This is a genomic window from Campylobacter concisus, assembly GCF_050447445.1.
Taxonomy (GTDB): Bacteria; Campylobacterota; Campylobacteria; order Campylobacterales; family Campylobacteraceae; genus Campylobacter_A; species Campylobacter_A concisus_BI.
This window is the reverse complement of record NZ_JALMFW010000001.1, coordinates 823,784-848,235: the sequence shown is the minus strand read 5'-3', so window position 1 is coordinate 848,235 and position 24,452 is coordinate 823,784. Positions and strand designations below refer to the sequence as shown.

Annotated in this window: 34 protein-coding genes; 22 read left to right on the top strand and 12 right to left on the bottom strand. The window is 41.2% G+C overall.

The features are described from left to right. Position 1: 1 nt before the first annotated feature. The 6 genes from MTT30_RS04435 to MTT30_RS04410 all read right to left on the bottom strand — a co-directional run bounded on the left by MTT30_RS04435 (position 2) and on the right by MTT30_RS04410 (position 3,630). Positions 2-487, bottom strand: a complete 486-nt coding sequence (locus tag MTT30_RS04435; protein WP_021088424.1) for a DUF1804 family protein — start codon at positions 485-487, stop codon at positions 2-4. Beyond that, on the bottom strand, positions 480-878 hold the full coding sequence (locus MTT30_RS04430) for a phage protein Gp36 family protein (protein WP_429801123.1): 399 nt from the start codon (positions 876-878) through the stop codon (positions 480-482). The genes MTT30_RS04435 and MTT30_RS04430 overlap by 8 nt, the downstream gene beginning before the upstream one ends. Positions 879-1,030: 152 nt before the next feature. Next, positions 1,031-1,999, bottom strand: coding sequence for a major capsid protein (locus MTT30_RS04425; RefSeq protein ID WP_429801122.1), 969 nt, complete (start codon positions 1,997-1,999; stop codon positions 1,031-1,033). 11 nt (positions 2,000-2,010) lie between these two features. After that, a complete protein-coding gene (locus MTT30_RS04420) occupies positions 2,011-2,337 on the bottom strand; it encodes a hypothetical protein (RefSeq protein ID WP_429801121.1) in 327 nt (108 codons plus the stop codon). Between the two features lies 1 nt (position 2,338). Continuing rightward, positions 2,339-3,187 (bottom strand): phage protease, encoded by an 849-nt coding sequence (locus MTT30_RS04415; RefSeq protein ID WP_429801120.1) that lies wholly within the window; start codon positions 3,185-3,187, stop codon positions 2,339-2,341. Next, complete coding sequence (locus tag MTT30_RS04410) at positions 3,178-3,630, bottom strand: hypothetical protein (protein WP_429801119.1); 453 nt, start codon at positions 3,628-3,630, stop codon at positions 3,178-3,180. Before MTT30_RS04410 ends, MTT30_RS04415 begins: the two co-directional genes overlap by 10 nt. A gap of 150 nt (positions 3,631-3,780) precedes the next feature. On the opposite strand from MTT30_RS04410, the gene MTT30_RS04405 reads away from it, so the two are divergent. From MTT30_RS04405 to MTT30_RS04335, 15 genes are all read left to right on the top strand, one after another. After that, entirely contained in the window at positions 3,781-4,215 is a 435-nt protein-coding gene (locus MTT30_RS04405) for a glycoside hydrolase family protein (RefSeq protein WP_429801118.1), read from the top strand. After that, positions 4,212-4,628, top strand: coding sequence for a DUF5675 family protein (locus MTT30_RS04400; protein WP_429801117.1), 417 nt, complete (start codon positions 4,212-4,214; stop codon positions 4,626-4,628). The genes MTT30_RS04405 and MTT30_RS04400 overlap by 4 nt, the downstream gene beginning before the upstream one ends. Further along, positions 4,629-4,991, top strand: coding sequence for a hypothetical protein (locus MTT30_RS04395; protein ID WP_429801116.1), 363 nt, complete (start codon positions 4,629-4,631; stop codon positions 4,989-4,991). 230 nt (positions 4,992-5,221) lie between these two features. After that, a complete protein-coding gene (locus MTT30_RS04390) occupies positions 5,222-5,605 on the top strand; it encodes a hypothetical protein (RefSeq protein ID WP_429801115.1) in 384 nt (127 codons plus the stop codon). Beyond that, positions 5,598-6,224 (top strand): phage baseplate assembly protein V, encoded by a 627-nt coding sequence (locus MTT30_RS04385; protein ID WP_429801114.1) that lies wholly within the window; start codon positions 5,598-5,600, stop codon positions 6,222-6,224. Before MTT30_RS04390 ends, MTT30_RS04385 begins: the two co-directional genes overlap by 8 nt. A 2-nt stretch (positions 6,225-6,226) precedes the next feature. Continuing rightward, the gene (locus MTT30_RS04380; protein WP_429801113.1) at positions 6,227-6,511 is read left to right on the top strand and encodes a GPW/gp25 family protein; all 285 of its coding nucleotides are present in this window, start codon (positions 6,227-6,229) and stop codon (positions 6,509-6,511) included. After that, positions 6,508-7,590: a baseplate assembly protein gene (locus MTT30_RS04375; protein ID WP_429801112.1), complete on the top strand. Its 1,083-nt coding sequence runs from the start codon at positions 6,508-6,510 to the stop codon at positions 7,588-7,590. Before MTT30_RS04380 ends, MTT30_RS04375 begins: the two co-directional genes overlap by 4 nt. After that, a complete protein-coding gene (locus MTT30_RS04370) occupies positions 7,587-8,141 on the top strand; it encodes a phage tail protein (protein ID WP_429801111.1) in 555 nt (184 codons plus the stop codon). Before MTT30_RS04375 ends, MTT30_RS04370 begins: the two co-directional genes overlap by 4 nt. Then, positions 8,134-8,919: a gp53-like domain-containing protein gene (locus MTT30_RS04365; RefSeq protein WP_429801110.1), complete on the top strand. Its 786-nt coding sequence runs from the start codon at positions 8,134-8,136 to the stop codon at positions 8,917-8,919. Before MTT30_RS04370 ends, MTT30_RS04365 begins: the two co-directional genes overlap by 8 nt. 10 nt (positions 8,920-8,929) lie before the next feature. Further along, the gene (locus MTT30_RS04360) at positions 8,930-9,298 is read left to right on the top strand and encodes a hypothetical protein (RefSeq protein ID WP_429801109.1); all 369 of its coding nucleotides are present in this window, start codon (positions 8,930-8,932) and stop codon (positions 9,296-9,298) included. Then, entirely contained in the window at positions 9,282-9,428 is a 147-nt protein-coding gene (locus MTT30_RS04355; RefSeq protein WP_429801108.1) for a hypothetical protein, read from the top strand. The genes MTT30_RS04360 and MTT30_RS04355 overlap by 17 nt, the downstream gene beginning before the upstream one ends. After that, positions 9,425-10,036 carry a DUF7338 family protein gene (locus MTT30_RS04350; RefSeq protein ID WP_429801107.1) on the top strand — a complete coding sequence of 204 codons (612 nt, stop codon included), beginning with the start codon at positions 9,425-9,427 and terminating at the stop codon, positions 10,034-10,036. Before MTT30_RS04355 ends, MTT30_RS04350 begins: the two co-directional genes overlap by 4 nt. Positions 10,037-10,038: 2 nt before the next feature. Further along, positions 10,039-11,202: a phage tail sheath family protein gene (locus MTT30_RS04345; protein ID WP_429801106.1), complete on the top strand. Its 1,164-nt coding sequence runs from the start codon at positions 10,039-10,041 to the stop codon at positions 11,200-11,202. A 10-nt stretch (positions 11,203-11,212) separates the two neighbouring features. After that, positions 11,213-11,728, top strand: coding sequence for a phage major tail tube protein (locus MTT30_RS04340; protein WP_035144811.1), 516 nt, complete (start codon positions 11,213-11,215; stop codon positions 11,726-11,728). 28 nt (positions 11,729-11,756) lie between these two features. Continuing rightward, on the top strand, positions 11,757-11,990 hold the full coding sequence (locus tag MTT30_RS04335; protein ID WP_429801105.1) for a phage tail assembly protein: 234 nt from the start codon (positions 11,757-11,759) through the stop codon (positions 11,988-11,990). A 157-nt stretch (positions 11,991-12,147) separates the two neighbouring features. Here the strand turns inward: MTT30_RS04335 and MTT30_RS04330 are convergent, their stop codons facing one another. Then, positions 12,148-12,294: a hypothetical protein gene (locus tag MTT30_RS04330; protein ID WP_429801104.1), complete on the bottom strand. Its 147-nt coding sequence runs from the start codon at positions 12,292-12,294 to the stop codon at positions 12,148-12,150. Between the two features lie 42 nt (positions 12,295-12,336). Here MTT30_RS04330 and MTT30_RS04325 point away from each other — a divergent pair, with 42 nt between their 5' ends. The 5 genes from MTT30_RS04325 to MTT30_RS04305 are packed head-to-tail and all read left to right on the top strand — an operon-like array spanning position 12,337 to position 16,813. After that, positions 12,337-14,577: a phage tail tape measure protein gene (locus tag MTT30_RS04325; protein WP_429801103.1), complete on the top strand. Its 2,241-nt coding sequence runs from the start codon at positions 12,337-12,339 to the stop codon at positions 14,575-14,577. A 4-nt stretch (positions 14,578-14,581) separates the two neighbouring features. Then, positions 14,582-14,953, top strand: a complete 372-nt coding sequence (locus MTT30_RS04320) for a phage tail protein (RefSeq protein WP_429801102.1) — start codon at positions 14,582-14,584, stop codon at positions 14,951-14,953. After that, positions 14,946-15,137: a tail protein X gene (locus tag MTT30_RS04315; protein ID WP_103579120.1), complete on the top strand. Its 192-nt coding sequence runs from the start codon at positions 14,946-14,948 to the stop codon at positions 15,135-15,137. The genes MTT30_RS04320 and MTT30_RS04315 overlap by 8 nt, the downstream gene beginning before the upstream one ends. Then, positions 15,131-16,102 carry a phage late control D family protein gene (locus MTT30_RS04310; protein ID WP_429801101.1) on the top strand — a complete coding sequence of 324 codons (972 nt, stop codon included), beginning with the start codon at positions 15,131-15,133 and terminating at the stop codon, positions 16,100-16,102. Before MTT30_RS04315 ends, MTT30_RS04310 begins: the two co-directional genes overlap by 7 nt. A 30-nt stretch (positions 16,103-16,132) precedes the next feature. Continuing rightward, positions 16,133-16,813, top strand: coding sequence for a phage late control D family protein (locus MTT30_RS04305; RefSeq protein WP_429801100.1), 681 nt, complete (start codon positions 16,133-16,135; stop codon positions 16,811-16,813). A gap of 60 nt (positions 16,814-16,873) precedes the next feature. Here the strand turns inward: MTT30_RS04305 and MTT30_RS04300 are convergent, their stop codons facing one another. The 5 genes from MTT30_RS04300 to MTT30_RS04280 form a co-directional block, all read right to left on the bottom strand. Further along, positions 16,874-17,857 (bottom strand): hypothetical protein, encoded by a 984-nt coding sequence (locus MTT30_RS04300; protein ID WP_429801099.1) that lies wholly within the window; start codon positions 17,855-17,857, stop codon positions 16,874-16,876. A 171-nt stretch (positions 17,858-18,028) separates the two neighbouring features. After that, positions 18,029-18,427, bottom strand: coding sequence for an ATP-binding cassette domain-containing protein (locus MTT30_RS04295; protein WP_429801098.1), 399 nt, complete (start codon positions 18,425-18,427; stop codon positions 18,029-18,031). After that, positions 18,396-19,253, bottom strand: a complete 858-nt coding sequence (locus MTT30_RS04290; RefSeq protein ID WP_429801097.1) for a PstA family ABC transporter permease — start codon at positions 19,251-19,253, stop codon at positions 18,396-18,398. The genes MTT30_RS04295 and MTT30_RS04290 overlap by 32 nt, the downstream gene beginning before the upstream one ends. After that, on the bottom strand, positions 19,240-20,097 hold the full coding sequence (gene pstC, locus MTT30_RS04285; protein ID WP_429801096.1) for a phosphate ABC transporter permease subunit PstC: 858 nt from the start codon (positions 20,095-20,097) through the stop codon (positions 19,240-19,242). The genes MTT30_RS04290 and pstC overlap by 14 nt, the downstream gene beginning before the upstream one ends. Positions 20,098-20,100: 3 nt before the next feature. Then, complete coding sequence (locus MTT30_RS04280) at positions 20,101-20,973, bottom strand: phosphate ABC transporter substrate-binding protein (protein ID WP_429801095.1); 873 nt, start codon at positions 20,971-20,973, stop codon at positions 20,101-20,103. A gap of 313 nt (positions 20,974-21,286) precedes the next feature. Here MTT30_RS04280 and MTT30_RS04275 point away from each other — a divergent pair, with 313 nt between their 5' ends. Next, a complete protein-coding gene (locus MTT30_RS04275; protein ID WP_429801094.1) occupies positions 21,287-22,228 on the top strand; it encodes a TAXI family TRAP transporter solute-binding subunit in 942 nt (313 codons plus the stop codon). Positions 22,229-22,314: 86 nt separating this feature from the next. Continuing rightward, a complete protein-coding gene (locus MTT30_RS04270; protein WP_429801093.1) occupies positions 22,315-24,381 on the top strand; it encodes a TRAP transporter permease in 2,067 nt (688 codons plus the stop codon). Positions 24,382-24,452: the final 71 nt, after the last annotated feature.

The following is a 24,452-nucleotide window of genomic DNA, read 5'->3' as shown; positions in this document are numbered from 1 at the left end:
CCTAAACGTCGAGCTCTTCGATAGCTTTGACAAATTTCTCGCTCTCGATGAGCTCGACGAGTTTTTTGATACACTCTTTGTTCTCGTCGTCTTTAAATTTATCAACTACTAGCATAATGACCTTTTTAGCGATGCTTAGGCGGTATGCCGCCGGATTTTCGTAGCTTGCTACTTTGGTCATCTTGACGAAGCTGTCACCTATTTTTGAAAGCGCCTCAGCCTTTTTGCCCGCAGGCAGTTCGCTCTCTCTGATATCTTTGACCGCCAGGCGCATCTCTTCGATGAAATTTTGATAGATGTTTTGCTTATCTTCGCCGCTTTTGTTTAGATAGCTTGCGGCTTTTAGTTCGTCCCAGTCGCCATTTTGAGATTTGTAGTTTTTTATGGTTTTTACGGTTTTATTTAAAATTTCGGCTATGCGCTCAAGGCTGAAGCCTTTTAGATAAAGCTCCTTAGCAAGCTCTTTTATATTTGGTTTCTCAGCCATTTAAATCCTTTAAGTCCATTTTTTTCTCGCTGTGCCTAAATGCTCTTATACCGAGCCTGGGCGTGCTATCGTCTTCTATTTGGCTCGGAAGCTTCTTGCTAGCCATCTTCAAAAGCAAGGCGTCCATCTTTTCTATCTGCTCATTCAGCGCCTCTTTGGGGAAGTTATTGCGCTTTTTGAGCTCGATAATAGTCAAATTTACGCCGATGTCTTTTAACAGCGGCGTAGGGTTTTGCGGAAGTTTGATAAAAGAGGAGATATAAGCCAAGGCATCGTTTACGCTATCGTCTATGACGCTTTGATTAACGGCGCCGCTTCCTTCAAAGTCGCTGAGCTCTTGCAGCTCTCTAGTAGAAACTTCTTTTAGTAGATCCTCGTTTGTTAAAACCATTATTTTGTCTCCAAATATTTTAAACCTTTTGACCGTATTCGTTATTAGCTTTTAGCGAGCGTTAAAAGCGCGTTAAAACGTTTAAAATATTTTTCTCGTAGTTTTAGTCGTTTTTGATTTAAAAGGGCGTGAAGCCCTTTTAAATCGATTTGTTACATTTTTAGCTCGATAATTGCGTCAAGCCTATTGCAGATCGGAAGCGGTCTGCTTTCGCTAACGATGCCCCAGCCCATACCTTTGTCGAGTACCTCGGGAGCCGCAGCGAAGAATTTAGTCGGAGCCTTTCCAATGGCGGACGTATGGTTTGCTCTCGTATAAACCACCTCAAAGATGTCGTCCATCAAAGGCACTACTACGCCTTTTTTGCCGCTCATGTAGCTCGTATCTTTACCCTTCGTGTTTTTGTACGAGGCATCGTAAGGCATAAAGGTCTTGCCGAAAAGTTTAAGGGTTAAAGCGCCGTTGCTATCCACGACTTCGCAGGATTTTAATTTTAAAATTTCTTGGTCTTCCGCCATCTTGAGCAACTCGTTGAAAAGTTCCCTAGTTACTAGCGCTATATAAGGCTTAGCGATGCCTAACACCTCTTTTTGGGCGGCTTCGATATCATTCAGTAAATTTAGCAACTTGGTAGTGTTCGTAATAGTTATCTCTTTTCTATTTGCGCTAAGCTCAAACAGCACCTTCCCTTTGCCATCCATTACCTTACCGAAAATAGCGCCTATAGCCATATACTCTACCGTATTGGTGATATTACTTTTTTGGCTAGCTAGTATTTTGCCGATAGCCGCAGACAATGATTTAAGCTGCTCGCTTTGAGTATTGAGTGTTCTTAGCAAATTCATCTCGCTAGCTGGGAGTGGATCATACTGCGGGAAGCGAGGAAGCGGTACAGAGATGATAGTTTGGTCGGGATTTTTCGTCACCAAGTGCTCTCCGTTTTCGCTAACGCTTTCAAGGATTATGCCCGCGCCTTTTTCGATGATAATGTTATGGGTATTGGAAAGCGTCGGAGTCCATTTTTTGAAAAACGTATCCGTTATAAAATTTTGATCGACCTTAGTCTGAATTATGATCTCAGTCATCGCCTCGACCGTAAATTTTTTTAAAAGTTCATCCATTTTTTATATCCTTATCTAACTATGATTTTTTGTTTGAATAGTGCGGTTTTTAGCTCAGCAGCGGCGTTTTCCAGCATTACCTCACCAAGCACAAGCACATCCGCTTCTTTGGTGGTTTCTACGTTGTCGCAAAGCACGCCAAATACCGCCTGGGCATTTGTGATGGTTGTAGTTTGGTTATCGCTAGTTACGGCTGCAAAACTCTCGCCGCCGTTAATACTAAATAACACCGTTCCGCATTCCAAAACCTTTGTAGTCTCTACCTTGGCGTTAACGCCGAGCACCTTGTTTACGACCACATCTCCGACGGTTTTTGGTTTTTTCTGTTCGTTTGACATCTTATTCTCCTCCTAATGCAAATTTAACGACATCTATTTCTGCGTCCGATTGGCTTTTGTTGGCAAACATATCGTTGCTCGGTATGCTCGTTTTTTGCTGCGGCAGCATAACGCCTTTTAAAAACTCATTAAAGCCGTTTAAATCGGCTTTTGCGTAACTGAGTGCCCACTGCTTTTGACTTTCTTGCAGCTTATTTGCGATAATGGCTCCGTCTACCGCGCTTTGAGCTAGTTGCTCTTTTAGCGCAGCAACCTCTTGTTTAGAGGTGTTAAGCTGATTTTTTAGCTCGACTATCTGAGCCTCATAGTTCGTGCCGTTTTGTGTAGCAGCCTGAGCCTGCGGCTCGCCTTTTGGATTTTTAGTATCATCCATGTTCGTCTCCTTAGTGAAATTTTTATTTGCTCTTACTTCGCCCAGCTCGTCAAGAAACGGCTTATTAGTTAGCGCCGCCGAGTGCAACGTGCAGCCCTGCCAAGCTCCGGTTTTTTCGTCTACACCCATAAAGTCGTAAACTGGGCTAAGATATTTATATTCACCGTTTTTGATGAAATCCTTTGCTTTAGCCGTCCAACTTACGCGCCCGTAAAGCGCGCCGTCTTTTATAAAAAGTTCTTTTATCCAGCCCGCGGCAGGCGCTATCTCCCCGCTTAAAGTTTGGTGCTCGTAGTCGATCACTATATCTAGGCTGCGCTTGTCGAAATTTAGTTTCATCTTTTCGATATCGGCGGCGTCTATACTAAACGTTCCTCCAGCGTGTCCTTGCCAAACGCCGGTTACGGCCAGGCAAATTTCGCTTAAAACTTCTTCTTTATCGTTCTTTAGCGCGATTAAGTCTTTCGTTATGAGCATAAGAATTCGTCCTTTTCTAAAAGTTGTGTTCGTATCTGCCTGGTGAGCACGTAGACGTAGCCGTAGTCGGTAATATCGTTTAGCGACGCCTTAGCACTTTGGGGCTCTATCCTAAACTCGTTACATAAATTTGAGTTTCTTAGCTTTTCATCTATCGCCTCGCATAGAGCATAGGCTTTAAATTTATTGGCTTGTCGGTAGTTTTGATTTTTGTTTGAAGTGCAGGCTAGTATATGGATATTATATGTCGCACTTCGTTCTACTACGTTTTCGTATTTTTCATCCACGAACTCTACGAATATGAAGCTCTCGCCGCCTTTTATCAATAGCTCCATCTCTTCTTTGTTATTAAACTCGCCCAGATACGCTCTAATCACCGAGTTTTTAGGTTCGGCCACTTCTCTAATCGTGTTCATAAGTTCTTTTTCAAATTCTTCCAGCATTTACCGCCTTTGGTTTATTTTTGGCGCAATTATGAAATGTTTCGCACCGAAAATCTATTACAGAACTTTGACAAAGTTTTTTGACAAAAATTTGTGATAGATTTTGGGGTGGGTATGGCGTAATATTGCGGCAAAAGTTTGGAGGATGCCATGACCTTAATAGAAAAAATCAAAGAAAACGAGGGCTTTAAAGAGCGTATTTACGAGGATAACTTAGGAAAACCGACTATCGGCTACGGCTTTTTGCTTGCCGCGCTTACGGCCGATGAGCTGGCGCTAAACGGCGGCAAAGTAGAGCCCATGAGCAAAGAGACAGCCGATAAAATTTTAGAACTCAAGCTTGAAAAACTAACCCCCGCAGTATTCGCGATGTTTGATTGGTTAAAGGAAAAACCGCAAAACGTCCAAGAAGTAGTGATAGAAATGGCCTATCAGTTAGATGTTTCAAAGGTGAAGAAATTCGTAACCACGATGCACCATATAAGAACAGGCGAATACGAAGCCGCCTATCAAAGCGGCATGGATTCTCTTTGGGCGAAACAAACTCCAAACAGAGCAAAAAAGGTACTAGGAGGCTTATTGTGAAGCTAACGATAACGCGCTTTAAAAATATAAGTGACGGTACGATAGGAAAGTTTGAACTGTGCGAAGTGGACGAAAAGCCGCTATTTTCAGGCTACACCCTTGAGCCCGCGGGAGAAGACTGCGTAACGCCGGGGCGAGATCTACGCGTGCCGCAAGGAGTATACGAGACTGCGTGGGAGTATAGCCCACGCTTCGGACGGGTTCTAGCGACGCTTTTTAACGAAAAGGTAAACAAAAGCCGCCGTATACTCATTCACGCAGGGAAATACCCCAAAGATACGCTAGGCTGCGTTTTGATAGGCGCGAAAGCGGACGAAAGAGGAATTTACGATAGCAAAAAGACGCTTGAAGCCTTTATGGAGCGAGCCAAGAATAAGCCGCTAACCGTAGAAATCATAAACAAGGGCGTTTAAATGGGATTTTTGGCGACTAAACTTCCTATCTTAGGTTTTGCGTTAGCTGCGCTTTTAGGTTTTGCTTGCGTAAATTTGTTTCTCGAAAAATCAAGGCTAGAGGGCGAAAATTCCGTCTTGCTTAAAGACCTTGAAAGCGCAAAAGAGAAAAACGAGCGACTGACCAAGGACTACGCTACGGCCAAAAATAACCTAAACGCCTGCAACGTATCTCTTTCTTTGCAAAACGAAGCTATAAAGGCCGCCGCGGTAGAGATCGACGATACTCCGTCAAAAGAGACCGAGCGGATAAAGAAAATCTACGTCAAAGATAAAAGCTGCAAGGCTGAACTAGCTGCATATAAGGAGCTATTTCGTGATTAGGATTTGGATTTTTTGTCTGTTTGTTTTGATATTTACGGGCTGCGCGGACAAACCTCAAACGAGCGAGCCGCATATCATTTATCAAGAAAAATACGTACCCGTAAAATGCAATGCAAAGATGCCCGTAAAACCGAAAAACGACGGCACGTTTGAGACGGATAAACAAATCGCCATCTATTACCGCGATTGCGAAAAAAAACTAAAACAATGCCTGGGAATAAAGGAATAAAATGGAAAATAGCCTAAATTTTAGCGACGAGATCAAAGAGGCTACGGGACTTATAAACTCGGCGGGAGCTTGGGGATCGAATGAATTTTTGGTCTTTATGGTGATTTTCGGCTTTATAGTATTTGTAGTGATCTTTTGGCTACTAAACAAAACCGCAAACAAAAACGCCGAAATTTTGGTGGATATTTCCGTAAGAAGCAACGAAGCTATAAATAACAACACGGCCGCCACCAGAGAGCTAGTGGAAACGCTACGCACCGAAAACGGCGCGAACCGCCAAAAACTAAACGAAATTCACGACGACGTAAAAGAGATAAAACAAAACGTGAGACGAAGGCGACCTATTAAAAATAATAAATTTAGTGAGCATATTGGCGATGAGTAGGGAATATTTTATAGAAGTCGCAACGATTAGCGAAGTTCGTGGCGATAAGGCAAGAGTAGCCGTAGGCTCGATGGTTACCGATTTTTTGCCGGTATTTCAAAGCTTCTCAAACTCCTTTGCCGTAAGCTTTTCGCCCATTAGAGCGGGCGAACAGGTTTTAGTCTTGCCTATTAGAGGCGATCTAAATAGCGGCGTTATACTTCGCGGACTCTACCAAAGCGCGCACAAAGAGGAGCCAACGGATAAAAAGGTACACGTAAGCTTTGAAGACGGCGTAAACATGAGCTACGATACGGCCGCATCGACTCTTGAAATCAAAAGCCCAAAAGTGATAAATATAACCTGCGAAAACGCAAATTTGAACGCCAGAAACGTAACCGTAACGGCAAACGATACCGTCGTAAAAAGCCCAAGCATCAAGCTACTTGGTAACACGCTCATTGAAGGAGTTATAAATACAGCAGGAAGTGGTGGTGGTAGTGGTAGCTTTGAGATAAACGGAGATGTAAGGATCACTGGCTCAATCACAGCAGGTGGCAATGCAAACTTTGGTGGTAGCGTAAGTGATGCGCGTGGCAACCTAAGTGATCATACAAATAACGGACTTGCGAGGGATTAATGATGAAATATCTCATTGATATAGAAAACTCTATCAAAGACATACTTCTAACTCCGCTTGGCTCAAGGGTGATGCTACCTGAGTATGGCAGCAGAATTTTTGAGCTAATAGATCGCAAGGTAGATGATGAATTTCGTGCTGATCTGGCGTGTTTTGTGATAGAGGCGGTTGAGAAATGGGAAAAGAGAGTAAAGATCGATGAAGTAAAGCTTATAAACCTAAAAGATCATAGGCTAAATTTTAAGATCGTTTTAACAAGTGGCGATGAAATCGGAGTTGAAATATGAAGTTAGAAAATTTGCCTTTTCCAAAAGTCATCGAAGAGCTAAATTTTAACGATCTTTTAAAGGGTATTAAAGAGCTTTTTAAAGGCTATCTAAACGATGACGAAATTTCTTTGCTTGAAAGCGATCGATACTCCGCTTTGCTTGAAACTCTCGCATATCGTGAGCTTTTGCTAAGGGCTAGGATAAATGAAAGCGTGAAAAGTATGCTTTTACCTTATGCCTCAGGCAGCGATCTTGACAACGTGGTAGCGATCTATGGTATCGAAAGGCTTCAGGGCGAAAAGCCAATGGCCGACATCGAACTAACTTTATCTATCGTAAAAGATAGCGATACCATCGTGCCTGCAAAGAGCGTATTCAGGAGCGAAAAGGGCGACACGGCCATTCTTAAAGATAGCGTGATCATCAAACAAGGCGAGCTAAAAGCGACCGGTAAAATCATACTTGACGATTTCGTCAAAGAGAGCTCCATAAAATGCGAGCTCATTCAAACTCCGCTACCATTTGTGCTAAAAGCCAAACAAACATCAAATTTCATCGGTGGAGCTGACAAAGAAAGCGACGAGAGATTGCGCGAGCGCGCAGTGCTTTCACTCGAAAGATTTTCAACGGCCGGAAGTGTAAAAGCCTATATCTATCAAGCACTTTCCGCAAATGCAAAGGTCGAGGAAGTTAGCGTGCTAAACGGCGGAGCAGGTATAGTAAATATCTATCTAAAAACCTCTGATATGAGCGAGGCTACGCGTCAAAGCGTAGAGGATCATCTAAACGGTGAAAAGGTCAGACCGCTCACTGATACCGTGAATGTCAAAAACGCGACTATCAAAGAGATCGAAATAGTAGCCGAACTTGAACTAACAGATATGTTTTTGCAAGATGAGATCGATAAAACGATAAAGACAAGTAGGAGCAGCCTAAGCTTAGGCGAGGATCTAAATTTAAGCTATATATACTCTGTGCTTCATAAAAACGGAGTGTATCGCGTAAATTTAAAAGTTCCCGCTACCGATACAAAAGTAAATGATGGTAGCTTCATAAGGCTAAATTTTAACCTAAGCTATAAGAGGGCCGAGCTATGAGTTTGCTGCCAAATCATAAAAGCAAACTCGACAAACTGCTCGATGAGCTGTTCGGGCTTAGATTGGGTGGTCTTGACATCAGCATCATAGATACGCTCGCCGACTCTTGTCCGGCCTCTTTGCTGCCGATTTTAGCAGCCAGCTTTGATGTAGATATAGACGGACTAAATGAAACGAACGCTAGGTGGCTCATAAAAAACGCATTTAAAATTCACTTTTACAGCGGTTCTTTTTACGCGGTCAAAAAGGCGGTTCAAAGCGTAGATAGTGGTGCAATCATCATCGAGGGCAACCTAAGTCAAAAATATGACGGATCCATAAGACATGATAAAAGTAGGCTTTATGGTAGCAACACGCACTGGGCGGAGTATAGCATCATAGCTAGCATCCCGCTTTCAAAGCAAAAAGCAAAGCAAATAAGCGAAGCTGCAAAGAGTGCAGCTCCTGCAAGGTGCGTGCTCGTAAGCATAGATCATAGAGCAAGCAGTGTGGTCTATGACGGGCAAATAAAATACAACGATCAATTCAATTACGGAGCATACAATGGCTAATCTAAAAGAAGAAAACAAGTGGGAAGAAGGCATCTATCAGCTTGAAGTCACCGACCCGGTAGTAGGCGGGATAGATGGTATCAGCAACAAACAAGCAAAACAGCTAGCAAATAGGACGAAATTTTTAAAAGAGAGCATAGATACACTTGCTGATGGGAAACTTGGCAAAGAAGAAACAGCAGTCGATAGCGACAAACTAGACGGACTTGATAGCTCAGCATTCGCTCAGCTCGCAAAAGAAAATACCTTTACTAAAAATTTAACTATCGGTAGTGAGGGAATACTACACGCAAATAACAATGACAGTCACTTTCTCATCGAAGCTAAAAACAAAGGTCAAGCCATAGGACTTGGCACTCCAAAACCTGACGGCTCACCAGTTTGGCACTTTTTTACGCATGAGGGTTTTAAGACAGACGCTGGCGTCAATGCCGGCATCCTAAAAATCAAAGGCGTGAATACGGATGAAATCTATCTCAAAAAAGACGATGATGCTTTTTCAAACTCAAAAAGCGAAAATGGCTATACCAGGTTACCAAACGGGTTAATAGTGCAGTGGGGCTTGGCTCTAGTAGAAAAAGGAGACAATACCACGCCAACATTGTTTCCTATCGCGTTCCCGAATAGATGCCTAAATGTTACGGCAACACACCTAGGGCTTGATAGAAACGTAAGCGCGATAATAGTAGGTGGAACGATGACAGCAGCGAGCGTTACATTTAGACATAATTGGGAGCACACTGCAACGCACATAAGCTATCTAGCAATTGGATATTAAAGGAATAAAAATGAAATACGCACATTACGATAAAAATACAAATGAGATTTTAGGCTTTTACGACGACGCAATTCATAACAATGTGCCAAGCCCAAATATCAAACTCACAGACGAGCAGTGGCAAGAAGCCATCAGAATAAATGCAAACTACATAGAAAAAGGCAAGCTCATTTTTAAACAAAAAGAGCCAAGCGATGCAGACAAAAAACAAGCTCAAATCTTAGAACTTGAGAGGCAAATCAAAGAGATTGAAGGGCTTATCAGAAATGCTTTGCTTATCGGTAATAACGCAGTTTTAGAGGAGTTAAGGGCTGAATACAAAGAGCTTTTAAATCAAAAAGAAATTTTAAAAGGTGAAGACAATGAGAAAGAAAATTAAACGTTGCAATATTTGCAGTAGCAAGCTTGATAAAAATGGTGATTGTCCGTGGAATGGCTGCCCAAAATGCCCAAAGTATGAAACATATGCAAAAGAGTTAGAGCAGCCAAAAGAGAAAGGTAAAAAATGAGAATATCTAAAAAACAAATTTGGCAAGTCATAAAAAATATAATCATCGAACTGCCGTTTGAAATTTTGGCGTTTTTCATAGTGCCGATCGCTCTTGTTTTTTGCAAAAAAGAGGACGAACACTTGCCAAAGTGGGCGGCGTGGTTCGATGATCCAGACTATGGTATCAACGGCGATGAGGGCTGGAGAAACGAGCATTTCCCAAACGGCAAAAACCGCACGTACTGGGCGAGGCTTTGTTGGCTGTATAGAAACCGTATAGGCGTATTCAGTGCAAAGTATCTGGGTGTTAAAGTCGAGGACATCGACGCGGGCACAGTGCACACAATGGGCGATACGCTAGCGACCTACAACAAAGGGCAAAAGAATACCGAGTGCCTCGTCACTTGCAAGCTCAAAAACGGGCGCGAGCGTTTTGGCTACTACCGTGAAATCAGATACGGCAAATCAAAATGGTATTGTAGAATCTATCTCGGATGGAAATTGATGGACGTAGTCGGTATGCGCGAGGATAACAAACACACGTATCTCGAAGCGGACGACAAGCCTGTCTTAAAATCAGTGTGGGCAATCAGCCCATTTAAGAGAGTAAATCAAAAAGGAGAATAAAAATGGCAGCAAAATTTGGTGTAAACGTAACCGTGTCAGCTGAGGCGGCAAGACCTATAGCGGTAGAAAGTACTACGCCTATTGGTATAGCAGGGTATGAAGAGGTGTTAGAAAATGGTCTACATTTTTATATGACAACAGCAAAGGCACTTGAAGCCCTTGAAGCAAAATACAAAACAAAAAAGGATGCAAGCCAAGCTTTTAAAAAAGGTTCTATTTATAGGGCTTTAAAAGGCATCGAAGATCAGGCGGTAAATACGCAAATAATATTAAGCGTATTCACCAAAGACGATGATAGCGATACAAACGACGAGATCACCGAGTGCAAAAAGGCCGTAGCGGAGCTAACCAAAGCAAAATCTCGCTTCGGATATAACCCTAATCTAATCATAGCGCCTGGGTTTAGCCAAGAAGATGCCGTAAAAGGCGAGATAGAAAAAGTAGCTACCAGGCTAAAAGCGACCGGCATCGTAGATCTAAAAGCCCAGGACGCGGCCGCAGCGATAGTAAAGATGGGAGACTTCGGCACTAGAAGGCTCGTTGCGGCGTATCCTAACGTCAAGGTTTGGGATGATGAAACCAACGCTTACGTCTATGAGGGGCAAAGCGCGAGAATAGCCGGCATGATAGCTCATACGGACGGCCAGAGCGAGTTTGGATATAGCGACAGCTACTCAAATAGGGTTATGATAGGAGTTTCGGGCACGGAAATAGACGTAGATTTCGAGCTAGGCGAAACCTGCACCGCAGACGAGCTAAGGGCGGCAAAAATTTCGACCGTCATTAGAGAAAGCGGCTTTAGAGCGTGGGGTGGAGAGACTAGCGATCAAGATACTATATGGAAGGATTTAGCGCGAGTTAGAGTGTTTGACCGTATTTCGCAAGCTTGCCAAAAAGGGGTGCTATTTGCGATAGACAAAAAAGCAGACCAGCTATATCACGCCAAAAGAAGTGTTAGTGAGCTGCTGCGCGGTCTAGTTGGGGCAAAAGTATTGCTCGGATACGAGCTATCTTGGAGCGAAAAAAATACGCTGGCCAATATCACGGACGGTAAATTTTATCTAGACGTCAGAATGCAAAACAATCCGATCGTTAAGCAGCTTACACTTGATTTTATCTACGTGGATAAATACGGCGAAACGCTTATGAACGATTTAAATAAATAAGGAGTAAAAAATGGTAAAAAGACAAATTCCTCAGGTTATCCAGGAAGCAAACGTATTCATAAACGGTCAAGGATATTTGGGCGTAGTTAAATCGCTCACTATACCAAAGATAGAACAAGAGACGATCGAAGCCAAAGGGGCTCTTGGAGGCAATTTCGCAAGCGGAACGATAAAGCCGGTGGAAATGGAGTTTAAGCTAAGCGTGCTCGATAGGAACACATACTTGGGTTATGGACTCAACACTTGGAATAACAGAATTCCTTTTTTATTCAAGGCTAGCATCTTTCAATCCGGCAAAGGCTCTCCCGAACCTTTTTCTATGGCGGTTACCGGGGATATTACCGAGATAGATCCGGGAAGCTTTGAAAGCGGTAAAGAGATGGAAGTGAGCGTCAAGCTAGCCGTTCATTTTTTAGATATAAATATAGGTAAAGTCCCAGTAGCGCTACTAGACGTCGAAAACATGATATGCCTGATAGGCGGTGTAGATTATTTGGCGCAAGTACGCTCAAATTTGGGCGAATAAATAAAACTAAAATTTAAAAGGATATATGATGAGAAAAACGACGATTAAGTTGCCTATTAACGGCAAAGAAGTAGAAATTTTCGCGCCTACGGTTAGAGTTATGAAGCTAGCCGGGCTTGAAAAAAGCGACGACGAGAGAGCGATCAAGCTAGTAGTTAGCTGCGCTAATATGTCAAGCGACGAAGTAGAAAGCCTTGATATGCTTGATTTTAAAGCGATCGAGGAGGTGATTAAGGATTTTTTGCAACCTGCGAAAAAATAGGCATAAATAACGAGGCCGTAGCGTCGGTAGCTTACGTTTTGGGGTTTGGCTATAACGAAATTTTAGATTTAGACGTAATAGATTTTAGCGAGTTCGTTAAAATTTCGGAGCGAATTTTAAAGGCCAAAAGCGGAGTTAGTTAGATTTTTTTAATATTCTAGGAGCGTTTAAAAACGGCGCCAACTCCGCCTATTAAACCGCCTAACAAACCTAGTCCGAAAAACAAAGCGATTAATGTCTGCCAAAACCCTACCGGCGAGGCATAGAAAAATAAAAATATAAAAATCGGAACAAGAAAAGCCATTTTAAATCCTTTTCACGGATTATAGCATATTAAAGGAAAATTATGGATAACTCGCAAATCGGTATTAGTATAGGCCTAGCCGTTAAAGGGCTAAGTCAAATTTCGGAGTTAAAAAAGGGATTCGACGGTTTAAAAAGTAAGATTTCGCAGGCCAAAAACGCCGTTACGAGCCTAGATAGCGCCAAGCTTTCCAACCTGTCGGCGCAAATAAAATCGGCAAGAAAAGAGCTTTTTAGCGAACTTACTTCAAATCTAGGCGCTATCGCCAACTCTACGGCTATCGGTTTGCCTATTAAGCTAGCCATCGACGACGAAGCGGCGTTTGCCAACGTTAAAAAATACGTAGACGATACGGACGAAAATTTAACTACGTTAAAAAATAGTATGAGAGGGCTAAGCACCTCACTGGGAAAAAGCTTCGGTGATATCGCTCAAATAGCCGTAGGCGGCGGTAAAATAAATTTAAAAGGGGACGAACTCGTAGCCTATACGAAGATGCTAGCTACCGGCTCGGTCGCGTTTGAAATGAGCGTGGACGCCTTGTCTCATGCGGCAAATAATATGAAAGTCGGCTTTAAAATGGATAATTTAGAGCTTTTAAACGACTTTTTTGACAGAGTAAATTTACTTGATAACAAAGTAACCAACGCAAACGCAGACGATATATTCGAAGCTACGGCGCTAACTGCGGCGAATGCAAATCTAATCGGATTAAGCGCTACTGATGCGGCCGCCATTAGCTCTACCATGCTAAGCACCGGTAAAGCTACGTCGGTCGTGGGCACTAGCTTAAATGCGCTTTATTCGACCCTATCGATGGCGGATAAAAAAGGCAAAGCGTTTCAAGAAGCGTTAGCTAGTATCGGTATGGATGCCGGGTATCTAAAAGCGGCTCTGGCTAAAGACGCCGCGGGCGCGATAACTACGTTTTTAGAAGCGATTTCAAAAGCCGATAAGGATAAGCAAGCGGGGCTTTTATACGATCTAGTGGGCGGAAATTTTAACGACGAAATCGCGGGGCTCGTCACCAACATAGGCGCCCTTAAAGAAAACATGAGATTAGCCCGCTCGAACGAAGCGATAGGATCTATGCAAAAAGAGCTTCAAACCAAGCTAGATACTACGAAATCAGGCATAGAAAGATTGACGCAGGCGTGGAGAAATTTAGGCTCAAATCTTGGAGAGACGTTTTTACCGCTTACGAACCTCCTTGCTTCGGCGCTGGGCGGGATAGCCGGTACGCTTGGCGAGCTAAACTCTAAGTTTCCTACGACGAGCGCCGTAATAGTAAGCGCGGTTGCGGGTTTTATGATGTTTAAGCCGCTTTTACTTATCGGTAAAATCGCGCTTTTAAGCGTTGCGGACGGCTTTTTGGGCGTCGTTAAAATGCTTAAATTTTTAAATCCTTTAAATTTGGTAGCGGCGGCTAGGTGGAGCGCTCACGCGTTTAGTTTAGCGGGCGCGACGCTCGCAGCAAAAGCCCATGCGTTTAGTATGCTATTAGTAGGCACTAGGCTAAGATCTGCGTTAATACTAACCGCGGCTTGGAGCGGGGCTACGAAAATCGCCGTGGGTGCTTCTTTGATACTAGGTAGAGGGCTAGCTTTTTTACGTGCCGGCTTTATAGCCGCCGCGGCCGGCATGAAGATAATGCGCCTAGCCCTCATCTCTACCGGAATCGGGGCTTTGGTAGTAGCTCTCGGGGCGGGCGCGGCATGGATTATAGAAAATTGGGATAAGGTGAAAACCTTTTTTGAAAACATTTGGGAGAACGTAAAGCCTTATTGGGAGGCTACTTCAAATTTCTTTAGTTCGATATTTGACGGGGTCGTAGAGTGGTGGAGATCTATATTCGGAGGCTTTTTTGATTGGGTATCCGAGAAATTTCAGTGGGTCGTAGATACCGTTAGCTCTATCGGCAACATGCTCGGAGCGGCTACTGATTGGACGAAAGACGTTCTTGGTATAGGAGACGGCAAAGAGAGTAACTGGTATAACCCCTTTTCTTGGTTTAACGACGAAGAACCTCAAAACGCGCCGATAAAGGCCAAAGAAACCTTATTCGCGGCGTCTAACCCCGCCTCCCCGCAAGCCGCCGCAGTAGCGGCTACCGCAAGCGGGGCAAATATCAATATAAGCTTTAACGGCGATTTTTTACTTAATTCAAATAACGGCAAATTCGATCTGGAAAGCTTTAAAGCTCAAATCACAAGAGGCGTCAAAGAGGCGCTTAAAAGAGATAAATTTAACAGCGCCAATACCGAAATAAGAGAGCAAAGGTAGCGATATGGTCTTAAATCTAGGAGGCTTTAAATTTAACTGGAAACAAGTAGGCGGTATATCTTTGGAGACCGAGTTTGGCATAAGCTCGCAGGACCGTATCCAAAATCACCCGGCTTTATTTGCGGCAAACCTCGGAAATCAAACCGTGAGTATAGAGGGCCAGACTATGCCCTATAACGGCGACAAACAAACGGCGTTAAAAAGGCTTTACGAGCTAGCGCGCAGTAGGCAAAGCTATGCGCTAACCAACGGAAACGGCAAATATTTTGGCAGGTTTGCGGTTGTTAAAATCAGCGAAAAACAAGCCGTATTTACCCCAAACGGAGCGTTTTTTACGCAGAGCTTTAGTTTGGAGCTCAGGAGAGATTATGACTAAAATTTACATAGCTAAGGATAACGATAGGCTCGATACTATCGTTTACGCGCATTATGGGCATTTAAGATTTTTTGAGCAGGTGTTAGCCCTAAATCCAAAACTAGCCGCTACGCTTAAAGCGGGCGATAGGGTATTTTTGCCCGAGATAAAAGAGAAAGCAAAAGAACAGGCTAAATTATGGTAAAACACCCGAATTTCAAGCTCGAAGCAAACGGCAAAGATATTACGGAGATTATCAAAGCAAATCTCATCAGTCTAAATTTCGACGACAAGGAAGGCAGCAAAAGCGACGAGATAAGCTTTAGCGTTAGCGGTATATACGCCAAGCCCGTATTCGGAGATAGTCTTAAACTTTGGCTAGGATATGGGGAGGATCTTTACCTTTGCGGCTCGTTTAGCGTGCAAACGGCTAGCAGGGATTATAAAAACCAAACCACCGAAGTAAGAGCCACTGCCGTAAACTTCGCAAGCCCTCAAAAAATCAAAAAGCGCAGAAGCTGGGAGAATACCACCGTATTTGAAATAGCAAGGAAGATAGCCGCCGAAAATAAGCTTGCCGTAAAAACGTCCGGACAAAATCAAAATATCGCCTCCGTCTTGCAAAACGACGCGGGAGATCTAGATTTCTTGTATGGGCTTTGCTTTGATTACGGCTTTATCATGGCTGTCAAAAATAACACCATCGTCATAGCCGCAAAAGATGCAAAGGGAGACGAAACGCAAACGTCAAATACCCCTAAAAACGAGAGTTTGCCTAAATTTACCCTAAATTTAGCCGAGCTTTACTCGTTAGAGATTACGGAGGCAAACAGAAACTCCTACGGAGCGGTTATAGTAGAGTGGCAAGACATAGAAGCGGGTAAAACAAAGAGTATTAAGGTGGGCTCTGGAGACCAAATCTACAAGATGCAAATAGCCCAACCAAAGAGCGACAACGAGGCTTTTAGGCAAGGCGAAGCAAAGCTAAACGAGCTACAAAAGGGCGGCATAAACGGCAGGTGTAGTTTACCCGGCGCAAATATAGTAGCAGGCGGAAAGCTGAAATTTAGCGGTATAGCGGGGCTAGAAGCAAACGAATTTAGTATAAAGAGCGCAGGTCATAGATTAAGCACGGATAATTACGAAATAGAGATTGAATTTGAGGGGTAAAAAATCTCATTTTTTACATTAAGGTTAAAAATGAGAAATTTTTTTACAAAAAAAGTGAGACAGGTTAATACCACTGTATTTGTGATCACTCGTAAAATAGCTTCTGAAAATAACCTATCATCTAAAACGAGTGGGGATGATCAACCGATAGCTTCAAGACTACAAGACAATGTGAGCGATCTTGAATTTCTTTACGGGCTTTGCTTTGAAACCGGTTATAAAGCGCTTGTCAAGAATAATACTATCGTCATCACTCCTATGGATGCCAAAGGAGACGAGAGCCAGACCTCAAACACCCCAAGAAATGAAAACCTGCCTAAATTTGAACTCAGTCTCAACGAGCTTTTCTCTCTTGAAATCACCGAGGCAAATAGAAACAGCTATACAGCGGTGATACTTGAATGGCAAGATGTGAGCGAGGGAAAAACAAAAAGCATCAAGGTTGGAGCGGGCGAGCAGGTCTATAAAATGCAGATCCCACAACCAAAAACAGATAGCGAAGCCTTCAAACAAGGTGAAAGTAAGCTAAACGAGCTGCAACGTAGCGGTATAAACGGCAGATGTTCACTACTAGGAGCAAACATTATAGCAGGTGGGAAGCTTAAATTTAAAGGTATTGCTAGGCTAGAGAGCAATGAATTCACGATAAAAAGCGTAGAGCATAGACTGACGAGCCAAGATTATACGTGTGAAGTGGAGTTTGAGGAGTGAGGCCTGTAACCACTTCTTGCTTTTTAAAGCATAGCTAAAATAAGAAAAAGAAAAACAAGGTTAGTTATATTCAAAAACTTTATCAGTAAGCAAAGAATCAGGACTTTTTAGCCTACGTGCTGTAACGTCATCTCTTAATTCCAAAAATTTAATAAGCTCTTTATCCAGTTCTTTTTCGTAAAATTGTCTATTAATTTGAATGGCACCAGATAAACTATAATTTTTTCCATCATTACCGGCACGAAATAGTGGTAACAAAACTTTCTGAGCTACTATTATTTGCCAGTGATAATACATTATCCCCTTATGTACATATACGTCGGACCATTTTATAATTTTATCAAGAATAGAAAATTCTATTGGAAATTTTATATTTTTTCTATTATTTTTTATAAAATTAAAAATTTTATCCATTTTAAATTTTTGCTCTTTGCCATCTTTATCTACAAAAGCGATTATTCCTAATGCTCTTAAAATAGTGACCTCTATTGCTTGTCTTATCAGAAATACAGATGCTGACGAATAAGATATACCACTATAGTCAACTAGTCTCCTTACAATATTCTTTGACGTACCAAAAATCTCTCTTCCGAAAAAAAGTCTTCTTCTTCCGCTCTTTGTTGTTTGTGGATTTTGAAATATTATTTCTTCTATTTGCCACAGCACTTCATTAATATCCAGTATTATGTCGTTAAGTAATGCCAATAAACCCTTAACGCAATTATTACTATTTGCTTTTATGTTGCTACCGTCTTTATCCTCCTGGCATATTCTTTTTAGGTCAGACCTTACTTCTTCTATAGTGATACTCATAGCTAAAACATGCATTTTGTAATTATCTCTTGTAATGTCTGAGAAAATTTGTTCTGATATATGTTCTAATGGATATTCTTTTGTAATTCCATATTTTGACTTTATACTAGATAGCCATTGTAAGTAGATGTCTATTTCATCTAAAATTTGCTTTAGAGAGACTTCATGTTTATTGTCCAACAACAATTTTAAGGTTGATTCTATTTGTCTATATTTTTCAATATTTTCCATAAGTCATCTTTTCTTATATGTATATTTGGTTTATACTATTATATCTGTATTTAAAGAGTGTTTAAATGTCCTTTAACAAATGTAGACGGCTTTAGAATATCTTGTATTTAAAATGATAGTAGAAAGATAAGTTGATTGAACTCTCGCTCTCATTTTAAATGCAAGATATTCTCATTTTAAATGCACGCCGATACTTTTAAGCAGCTCCTCTACTCTTTTTTGCTTATCTTTTATGCTGCCTTCGTAAAATTCCATCGCATATGTCAAATTTCTCTCGACGCTAAAGGGAAAGAGCGTGGCGTCTTGAAAGAGTATGGCTAGCTTCCTTCTTAGCCAAATTTCGTCTTTGGTTTTGATATTTTCACCTTTAAATAATATCTCTCCGCTATATTTGCCGCCCTTTTGCTCCAAAAAGCCATTTAGCGCTGATAGAAATGTCGATTTACCACATCCTGAGCTACCCATTAGGCAGATGATCTCGTTTTCGGCGATGTTTAAATTTAGATCTTTTAAAATTTCATTATCTTGATAAAAAATACTAAGATCTTTTATGTTTAAAATATCTGGCAATTTTCTCTCCTATATCAAATAAAACTACGGCTGAAAGCAGGTGCAAAATGATCAATATAAAAATGAGCACGAGCGCCGTGGCGTAGGCATTTTGCGTTGCGACTGACTGGCTTAGGAGCATGTGCAGGTGAAAAGGCAGTGCCATGACCGGCGAGAGTAGCCCCTCTACTTTTGCCATGAAGACGACTCCAGTTAAAAGTAGCGGTGCGGTAGCCCCTATGGCGTAGCTGCCAGCAAGTATTAAAATAGATATGATATTTTTTCTAATAGTTGGCAAAACTAGCTTTCTAGCCATAAAATTTTTATCAACGCCAAGTGCGAAGCTATCTCTTAACATCTTTTCATCGATCTGCGAGATCACCTTTTCTGTGCTAACTTCCACAAATGGAAAGACCATCAAAGCAAGCGTAATGCTAGCTGTTAGCAGGCTTTTAGGGATATCAAGGCTGACGATAAAAAGTCCATAAACAAACATCCCAAGCAAGATAGAAGGTATCGAGGCCATCGTTTGGATGATAAATTTAAGCCCAAGCTTTATTGTGCTAGAAGTGCAGTAAATTTGCCTATAAATGGCGCAGCTAACGCCAAGAAGTGCAGAAAATATCATCGAGAGTATCATCAGCAAAAATGAGCCTATGATAGCGTCTTTTATGCCGCCACTCTCACCTAAATTTAAACCTTGCGGATTTTTGGTTAGAAAGTCTAAATTTATCTGAGAGATACCATTTGCAAAGATGAAATAAAATATCCAAAATATCACTGCAACCACTATAAATACGCAAAGATAGGCGTAAAATTTGACTAGATAATCTTTAAAAGCGTTCATTGTTTTTCTCAAATTTAAAGATAAAAATATTTAACATAAATATAAAAACAAGCAGGACAAATCCGCTTGCAATAAGAGCGTGATAGTGCAGGCTGCCAGCCTCACTCATGCCCATTTCAAGGGCTATTAGAGATGGTATGGTTTGAGCTTTTGAGAGCAGGTGCGGAAAAAGCGGGGTGTTGCCTATGACCATCATCACGGCCATCGTCTCGCCAGCTGCTCTTGAAAATGCGAGTATAAAGCCTGAAGTGCTAGCTCTTATCGACTTTCTAAAAATGACCTTACGTATAAAGTATCCAGTGCTTACGCCAAGTGCGTCTGAGTTTGTCTTGAAATTTTGCTTTAGCAGATCTACACTTTGAAGCAGGTGTGATGTAAAAAATGGCAGTATCATGACGCTAAGGATGAGGCTAGCTGCCAAGACTGACTCTCCAGCAGACATTTTCAGCCCTGATTCTAAAATTTTCACAACCGTGTAAAGTGCGAAAAATCCGTAGATGATCGAAGGTATGCCAGCTAAAATTCTTATCATCCAGTCTAGCACGTGCCTAAGCCAGGTACTCGCAAAAAAACAGATAAAGATAGTAACGCCAAGCGAGATAAAAAATGAAAATATGCAAGCTAAAAACGCAACTGCAAAATTTGCGACTAGGATATTAAACAGCCCAAAGCTAAAAGGCTCTGTGCTAACGTCCCAGTCGCCATTTAGTAAGAAGTCAAAGAGACTTACTTCTGCAAAAAAACTCGTGGAATTTAGCAGCAAAAACCCCACGAGTAAAAGCAAAAGCATGGCGGATAAAAGTGTAAAAAGATATATCGCGCCTTTAAAAATTTGCCCTGTCATTGGCTATTTTACTGGTATAAATCCCATTTTTTCGATAGTCTTTTGACCTTCGGCTGAATTTAGCACATCAACAAAAATTTGCTCACTCTTGCTTAGATCGCCACTTTTTACGATGATGAGCGGACGAGAGATGTAGTATTTACCATCAACTATATTTTTAACAGTTGGCTCGACTCCGTCAACGTTTAGCGGTATTAGCTTGCCTTTGTTTTGGTTTGTGATACCAAAAGAAGCGTAGCCAATAGCGTTTTTATTTTCGATGATTTTTGATACAAGCGCGCCCATCGAAGGTGATTGGATGACGTTTTTGCTAACTTTAACATCTTTCATGAGCTTTTTTTGAAATACCTCGTGAGCACCGCCACCAAGATCTCTTGTGACTACTACTATTTCGTCATTTGGTAGTGATTTGTCAAGGTCGCTCCACTTTTTATACTCGCCTGAAAAAATTTTGACGATCTCATCTTTGCTTAAATTTCCGCCCTTTAGCTTTATCACCTCATTTTCTGGGTTTACAGCTACGCAAAGTGCGTCTATGCCAAGCGTATAGGCTTTCATGTCTTTGATCTTTGCTTTTTCGCTATCTTTTACGTCGCGAGCTAGCATGCCAAAGTCAGCGACATGATCAAGCACGGCTTTTACGCCAGCGCCAGAGCCACCAGCTGAGACAAAGATGGTGATATTTTTGTTTGGCAATGCGCTATCTATTTTGTCCCAAGTCTCGTACTTTTCGATAAAGTCAGTTGAAATTTTAGCGATGACTGGAGCTAGAGTAGATGAGCCACTAAAGCTTATTTGTGATTTTTCATCCGCACCTGAAGCGAAATTTAAAGATAAAAGCAGCATAGAAGCAGCCAACATAAGTGATTTTTTCATAAAAACCTCCAAAATTTGATTGTTATTAACATTTGTAAAAGATATTGGCTAGTTGTAAATTTGCAACAGTTTTTCTAAAACTTAGAACTTTGCCGTCATTATACAATAAAAATAATATTTAAGTTGTGATCTGATTAAAATCAAATTGACCTATAAATAAATATAAATTTATTCTTAAGAAAATATTTTTTTAAGCCTTGATTGTGTAGAATGGTTGCAACTTTACAAAAATGGCATAAAAATATCATAAGAAAAAGATACAAAGCTAAATTTATAGAATAAAATAGCCTTAAATTTTTTGAAAGGATTTTAGATGAAAACTACTTCTTTGGCACTTGCTGGTTTGCTTTTAGCAACAACTCTTTCAGCAAAAGAATTTATCAGTATCGGCACTGGTGGCATGACAGGTACGTACTATCCGATAGGTGGAGCGATCTGCCGTTTGGCAAACAAAAATGCTGATATAAAATGCTCAGTCCAATCAACTGGTGGCTCTGTTTACAACGTAAATAACGTTTTGAAAAAAGAGCTTACATTTGGTTTTGTTCAAAGTGACGTCGTCTATGATAAATTTAACGGCACTGGCAAATTTGACGGAGCAAAAGATGAAAATTTACGCTCAGTAGTTGCGATCTATCCAGAGCTTCTTGCATTTGTTGTAGCAAAAGATAGCGGTCTTACAAGTGATCTTGCTTCATTTGCAGGTAAAAAATATAACGTTGGTAACCCAGGTAGCGGCAATGAAGTAAGTACGCTTGAAGTCTTTAAAGCAAAAGGCTTTGACGTTTCAAAACTAGGATATCGCGGTGTTTTAACAGTTGGTGAATGTCCACACGCACTAAAAGATAAAAAAATAGACGGATATAGCTTTGTCGTCGGCCACCCAACTGCAAACATCACTGATGCCGCGACATCTTTGCCGATCGATATCCTAAATATCGAAGGCAGCGAGATTGATAATCTTCTTAAAGAGAAGCCATACTTCGCAAAAGGTGTGATCCCAAAAGGCTCATATGATGGCGTCGATCACGATGTAAATACTATCGGTGTAAAAGCTGTTTTAGTAACTAATAAAGATACAAAGGACGAGGCTGTAAAAGCTGTGATAAAAGCTATTTTAGACAACTTTGATGAGTATAAAACTCTTCACCCAGCGCTAAAATCAGTAAACAAAGAAGATCTTGTTCAAGGTCTTTCAGCTCCGCTTCACCCAGCTGCAGAGGCTGCATTTAAAGAGGCTGGTATTTTAAAATAATCCATTTCCAGAGGCTTTTGCCTCTGGATAAAATTTAAATATACAAATTCTTTTAAATTTATATATTTAAATTTTAAAGGAGAGAGATGAACGAAGTCAAAGACAACGAAGAACAATTTGTCGAGGTAAAAACAAGGGAGATAAATAGCAATTTTTACAACTATTTCATTGCGATCGTATGCTTTTCTTGGTCAGTTTTTCAGCTTTATATAGCTTATTTTCCGCTAAATACTAACATTTCACGCTCGATACACTTAGCCTTTGCGGTTGGTCTTGTATTTTTGCTTTATCCAGTTACTTTTCATAAAAAGGCACATTCTAGTTTGCCATTTTACGATCTAGTCTTTTGTGTGGTAGGCGTTGTTGCTGTGCTTTATCCAGCAGTTTATTTTTATGAGCTAGCTGATAGGACAGGGGATTACATTACACAAGATATCGTCATATCGTTTTTGGCGATCATTGTCTTGCTCGAGGCTGGCAGGCGTGTCATGGGACCAGCGCTTCCAATTATTTGTATATTATTTTTGATATATGATCACTTTGGCCCTTATATGCCAGACATCATCGCTCACCAAGGCGCTAGCTTTGAAAAGATCGCAGGCCATATGTTTTTAACGACAGAGGGTATCTTTGGTGTGCCTATCGGAGTTAGCGTTAGTTTTATCTATCTTTTTGTTCTTTTTGGCTCATTGCTTGAGAGGGCAGGTGCTGGGCAATATTTCATAAATTTAGCTTTTTCTCTTCTTGGCAAATATAGAGGCGGTCCAGCTAAGGCTTCAGTCATCGCAAGTGGCCTAACAGGCATGGTTTCAGGCAGCTCCACAGCAAATGTTGTAACAGTTGGCACATTTACCATACCACTTATGAAAAAAGCCGGTCTTTCACGCACAAAAGCTGGAGCTATCGAGGTTGCAGCTGGTGTAAATGGACAGCTCATGCCTCCGATCATGGGCGCAGCTGCTTTTATCATAGCTGAGTTTTTGGGCATGACATATACAAATGTCATGATGGCAGCGGTTATCCCAGCGTTTGCTTGTTATTTGTCACTATTTTTTATCGTTCATTTAGAGAGTGTGAAGCTTGGCTTAAAAGGTATAAACCAAAGCGAGTTTCACTCAAGATTTAAAATTTTTGTAAGCGGACTTCACTATATAACTCCGATTTTGATTTTGCTTTATACGCTATTAATCGCAAAAGAATCAGCTATCTCGGCGGCTTTTAATGCGATTGGATTTTTATTTTTAATAATGATCTTTCAAGAGCCAACTAAAAAGCTAGCAAGTGGCGAAAAAGTTGGCATAAATGACGTACTTATTGGCTTTGAGGATATATTTTGGGCGATGGTTACAGCTGCAAAAAGTATGACTACTATTGCCATCGCAACAGCGCTTGCGGGTATCATTGTGGGCTCTATCTCGCTTACTGGTCTTGGTCAAGTTTTGTCTGATCTAGTTGAGCTTTTAGCAGGCGATAATATCATTATGATTTTGCTTTTGACAGCTTTAATGTCTCTAATCCTTGGTATGGGACTTCCAACAACGGCAAACTACATTGTTGTCTCAAGCCTTGTGGCACCTGTCATTTTATTTTTGGCACATAAAAATGGCTTTCTAATCCCAGCCATAGCTGTGCATCTTTTTGTTTTTTACTTTGGAATTTTAGCTGATGACACACCACCAGTTGGTATCGCAGCATACGCAGCAGCGGGTATCGCCAAAGCAAATCCTATAACCGTTGGCGTTCAAGGATTCTTTTATGATCTAAGAACAGCGATCTTACCATTTGCCTTTTTCTTTAACAACAAACTTATGCTAATAGAAAGCGTAAATGAGGGTGACCCGCTTGATTCAAAAGGAATAGTCTGGATGAGCAATCCACTTGAAATTTTACTTGTCTTTGGTATGGCGATCGTGGGAATGTTTGCATTTTCAAGCTTACTTCAAGGCTACTATGTCACAAAGCTTAGAATTTGGGAGCGTATTCTTTTGATTCCAGTTGTGCCACTAGCTCTTGTACCAAATATATGTGCGAAATTTAATCTTATACCAAACGAATACACTGCTTATATCGTAGCTGCTGTACTTTATGGATTTGTTTTTATGACTCAATGGGGCATTAAAGACAAACCACTTGATCAAATAAAAATAATCTAATTTTAGGCAAGAGCATTCTTGCCTAAATTTCTAATATAAATTTTTAGAGCTACCTTTATACTTTGGGTAAT

Coding starts and splice junctions, on each gene's coding strand:
- MTT30_RS04415 (WP_429801120.1), bottom strand. CDS start 3,187: ATGCTCATAACGAAAGACTTAATCGCGCTAAAGAACGATAAAGAAGAA.
- MTT30_RS04340 (WP_035144811.1), top strand. CDS start 11,213: ATGGTAAAAAGACAAATTCCTCAGGTTATCCAGGAAGCAAACGTATTC.
- MTT30_RS04360 (WP_429801109.1), top strand. CDS start 8,930: ATGAAATACGCACATTACGATAAAAATACAAATGAGATTTTAGGCTTT.
- MTT30_RS04380 (WP_429801113.1), top strand. CDS start 6,227: ATGAAATATCTCATTGATATAGAAAACTCTATCAAAGACATACTTCTA.
- MTT30_RS04300 (WP_429801099.1), bottom strand. CDS start 17,857: ATGGAAAATATTGAAAAATATAGACAAATAGAATCAACCTTAAAATTG.
- MTT30_RS04325 (WP_429801103.1), top strand. CDS start 12,337: ATGGATAACTCGCAAATCGGTATTAGTATAGGCCTAGCCGTTAAAGGG.
- MTT30_RS04270 (WP_429801093.1), top strand. CDS start 22,315: ATGAACGAAGTCAAAGACAACGAAGAACAATTTGTCGAGGTAAAAACA.
- MTT30_RS04435 (WP_021088424.1), bottom strand. CDS start 487: ATGGCTGAGAAACCAAATATAAAAGAGCTTGCTAAGGAGCTTTATCTA.
- MTT30_RS04320 (WP_429801102.1), top strand. CDS start 14,582: ATGGTCTTAAATCTAGGAGGCTTTAAATTTAACTGGAAACAAGTAGGC.
- MTT30_RS04375 (WP_429801112.1), top strand. CDS start 6,508: ATGAAGTTAGAAAATTTGCCTTTTCCAAAAGTCATCGAAGAGCTAAAT.
- MTT30_RS04395 (WP_429801116.1), top strand. CDS start 4,629: ATGGGATTTTTGGCGACTAAACTTCCTATCTTAGGTTTTGCGTTAGCT.
- MTT30_RS04365 (WP_429801110.1), top strand. CDS start 8,134: ATGGCTAATCTAAAAGAAGAAAACAAGTGGGAAGAAGGCATCTATCAG.
- MTT30_RS04425 (WP_429801122.1), bottom strand. CDS start 1,999: ATGGATGAACTTTTAAAAAAATTTACGGTCGAGGCGATGACTGAGATC.
- MTT30_RS04280 (WP_429801095.1), bottom strand. CDS start 20,973: ATGAAAAAATCACTTATGTTGGCTGCTTCTATGCTGCTTTTATCTTTA.
- MTT30_RS04310 (WP_429801101.1), top strand. CDS start 15,131: ATGGTAAAACACCCGAATTTCAAGCTCGAAGCAAACGGCAAAGATATT.
- MTT30_RS04385 (WP_429801114.1), top strand. CDS start 5,598: ATGAGTAGGGAATATTTTATAGAAGTCGCAACGATTAGCGAAGTTCGT.
- MTT30_RS04330 (WP_429801104.1), bottom strand. CDS start 12,294: ATGGCTTTTCTTGTTCCGATTTTTATATTTTTATTTTTCTATGCCTCG.
- MTT30_RS04290 (WP_429801097.1), bottom strand. CDS start 19,253: ATGAACGCTTTTAAAGATTATCTAGTCAAATTTTACGCCTATCTTTGC.
- pstC (WP_429801096.1), bottom strand. CDS start 20,097: ATGACAGGGCAAATTTTTAAAGGCGCGATATATCTTTTTACACTTTTA.
- MTT30_RS04275 (WP_429801094.1), top strand. CDS start 21,287: ATGAAAACTACTTCTTTGGCACTTGCTGGTTTGCTTTTAGCAACAACT.
- MTT30_RS04370 (WP_429801111.1), top strand. CDS start 7,587: ATGAGTTTGCTGCCAAATCATAAAAGCAAACTCGACAAACTGCTCGAT.
- MTT30_RS04420 (WP_429801121.1), bottom strand. CDS start 2,337: ATGTCAAACGAACAGAAAAAACCAAAAACCGTCGGAGATGTGGTCGTA.
- MTT30_RS04350 (WP_429801107.1), top strand. CDS start 9,425: ATGAGAATATCTAAAAAACAAATTTGGCAAGTCATAAAAAATATAATC.
- MTT30_RS04430 (WP_429801123.1), bottom strand. CDS start 878: ATGGTTTTAACAAACGAGGATCTACTAAAAGAAGTTTCTACTAGAGAG.
- MTT30_RS04315 (WP_103579120.1), top strand. CDS start 14,946: ATGACTAAAATTTACATAGCTAAGGATAACGATAGGCTCGATACTATC.
- MTT30_RS04335 (WP_429801105.1), top strand. CDS start 11,757: ATGAGAAAAACGACGATTAAGTTGCCTATTAACGGCAAAGAAGTAGAA.
- MTT30_RS04390 (WP_429801115.1), top strand. CDS start 5,222: ATGGAAAATAGCCTAAATTTTAGCGACGAGATCAAAGAGGCTACGGGA.
- MTT30_RS04355 (WP_429801108.1), top strand. CDS start 9,282: ATGAGAAAGAAAATTAAACGTTGCAATATTTGCAGTAGCAAGCTTGAT.
- MTT30_RS04345 (WP_429801106.1), top strand. CDS start 10,039: ATGGCAGCAAAATTTGGTGTAAACGTAACCGTGTCAGCTGAGGCGGCA.
- MTT30_RS04305 (WP_429801100.1), top strand. CDS start 16,133: ATGAGAAATTTTTTTACAAAAAAAGTGAGACAGGTTAATACCACTGTA.
- MTT30_RS04405 (WP_429801118.1), top strand. CDS start 3,781: ATGACCTTAATAGAAAAAATCAAAGAAAACGAGGGCTTTAAAGAGCGT.
- MTT30_RS04410 (WP_429801119.1), bottom strand. CDS start 3,630: ATGCTGGAAGAATTTGAAAAAGAACTTATGAACACGATTAGAGAAGTG.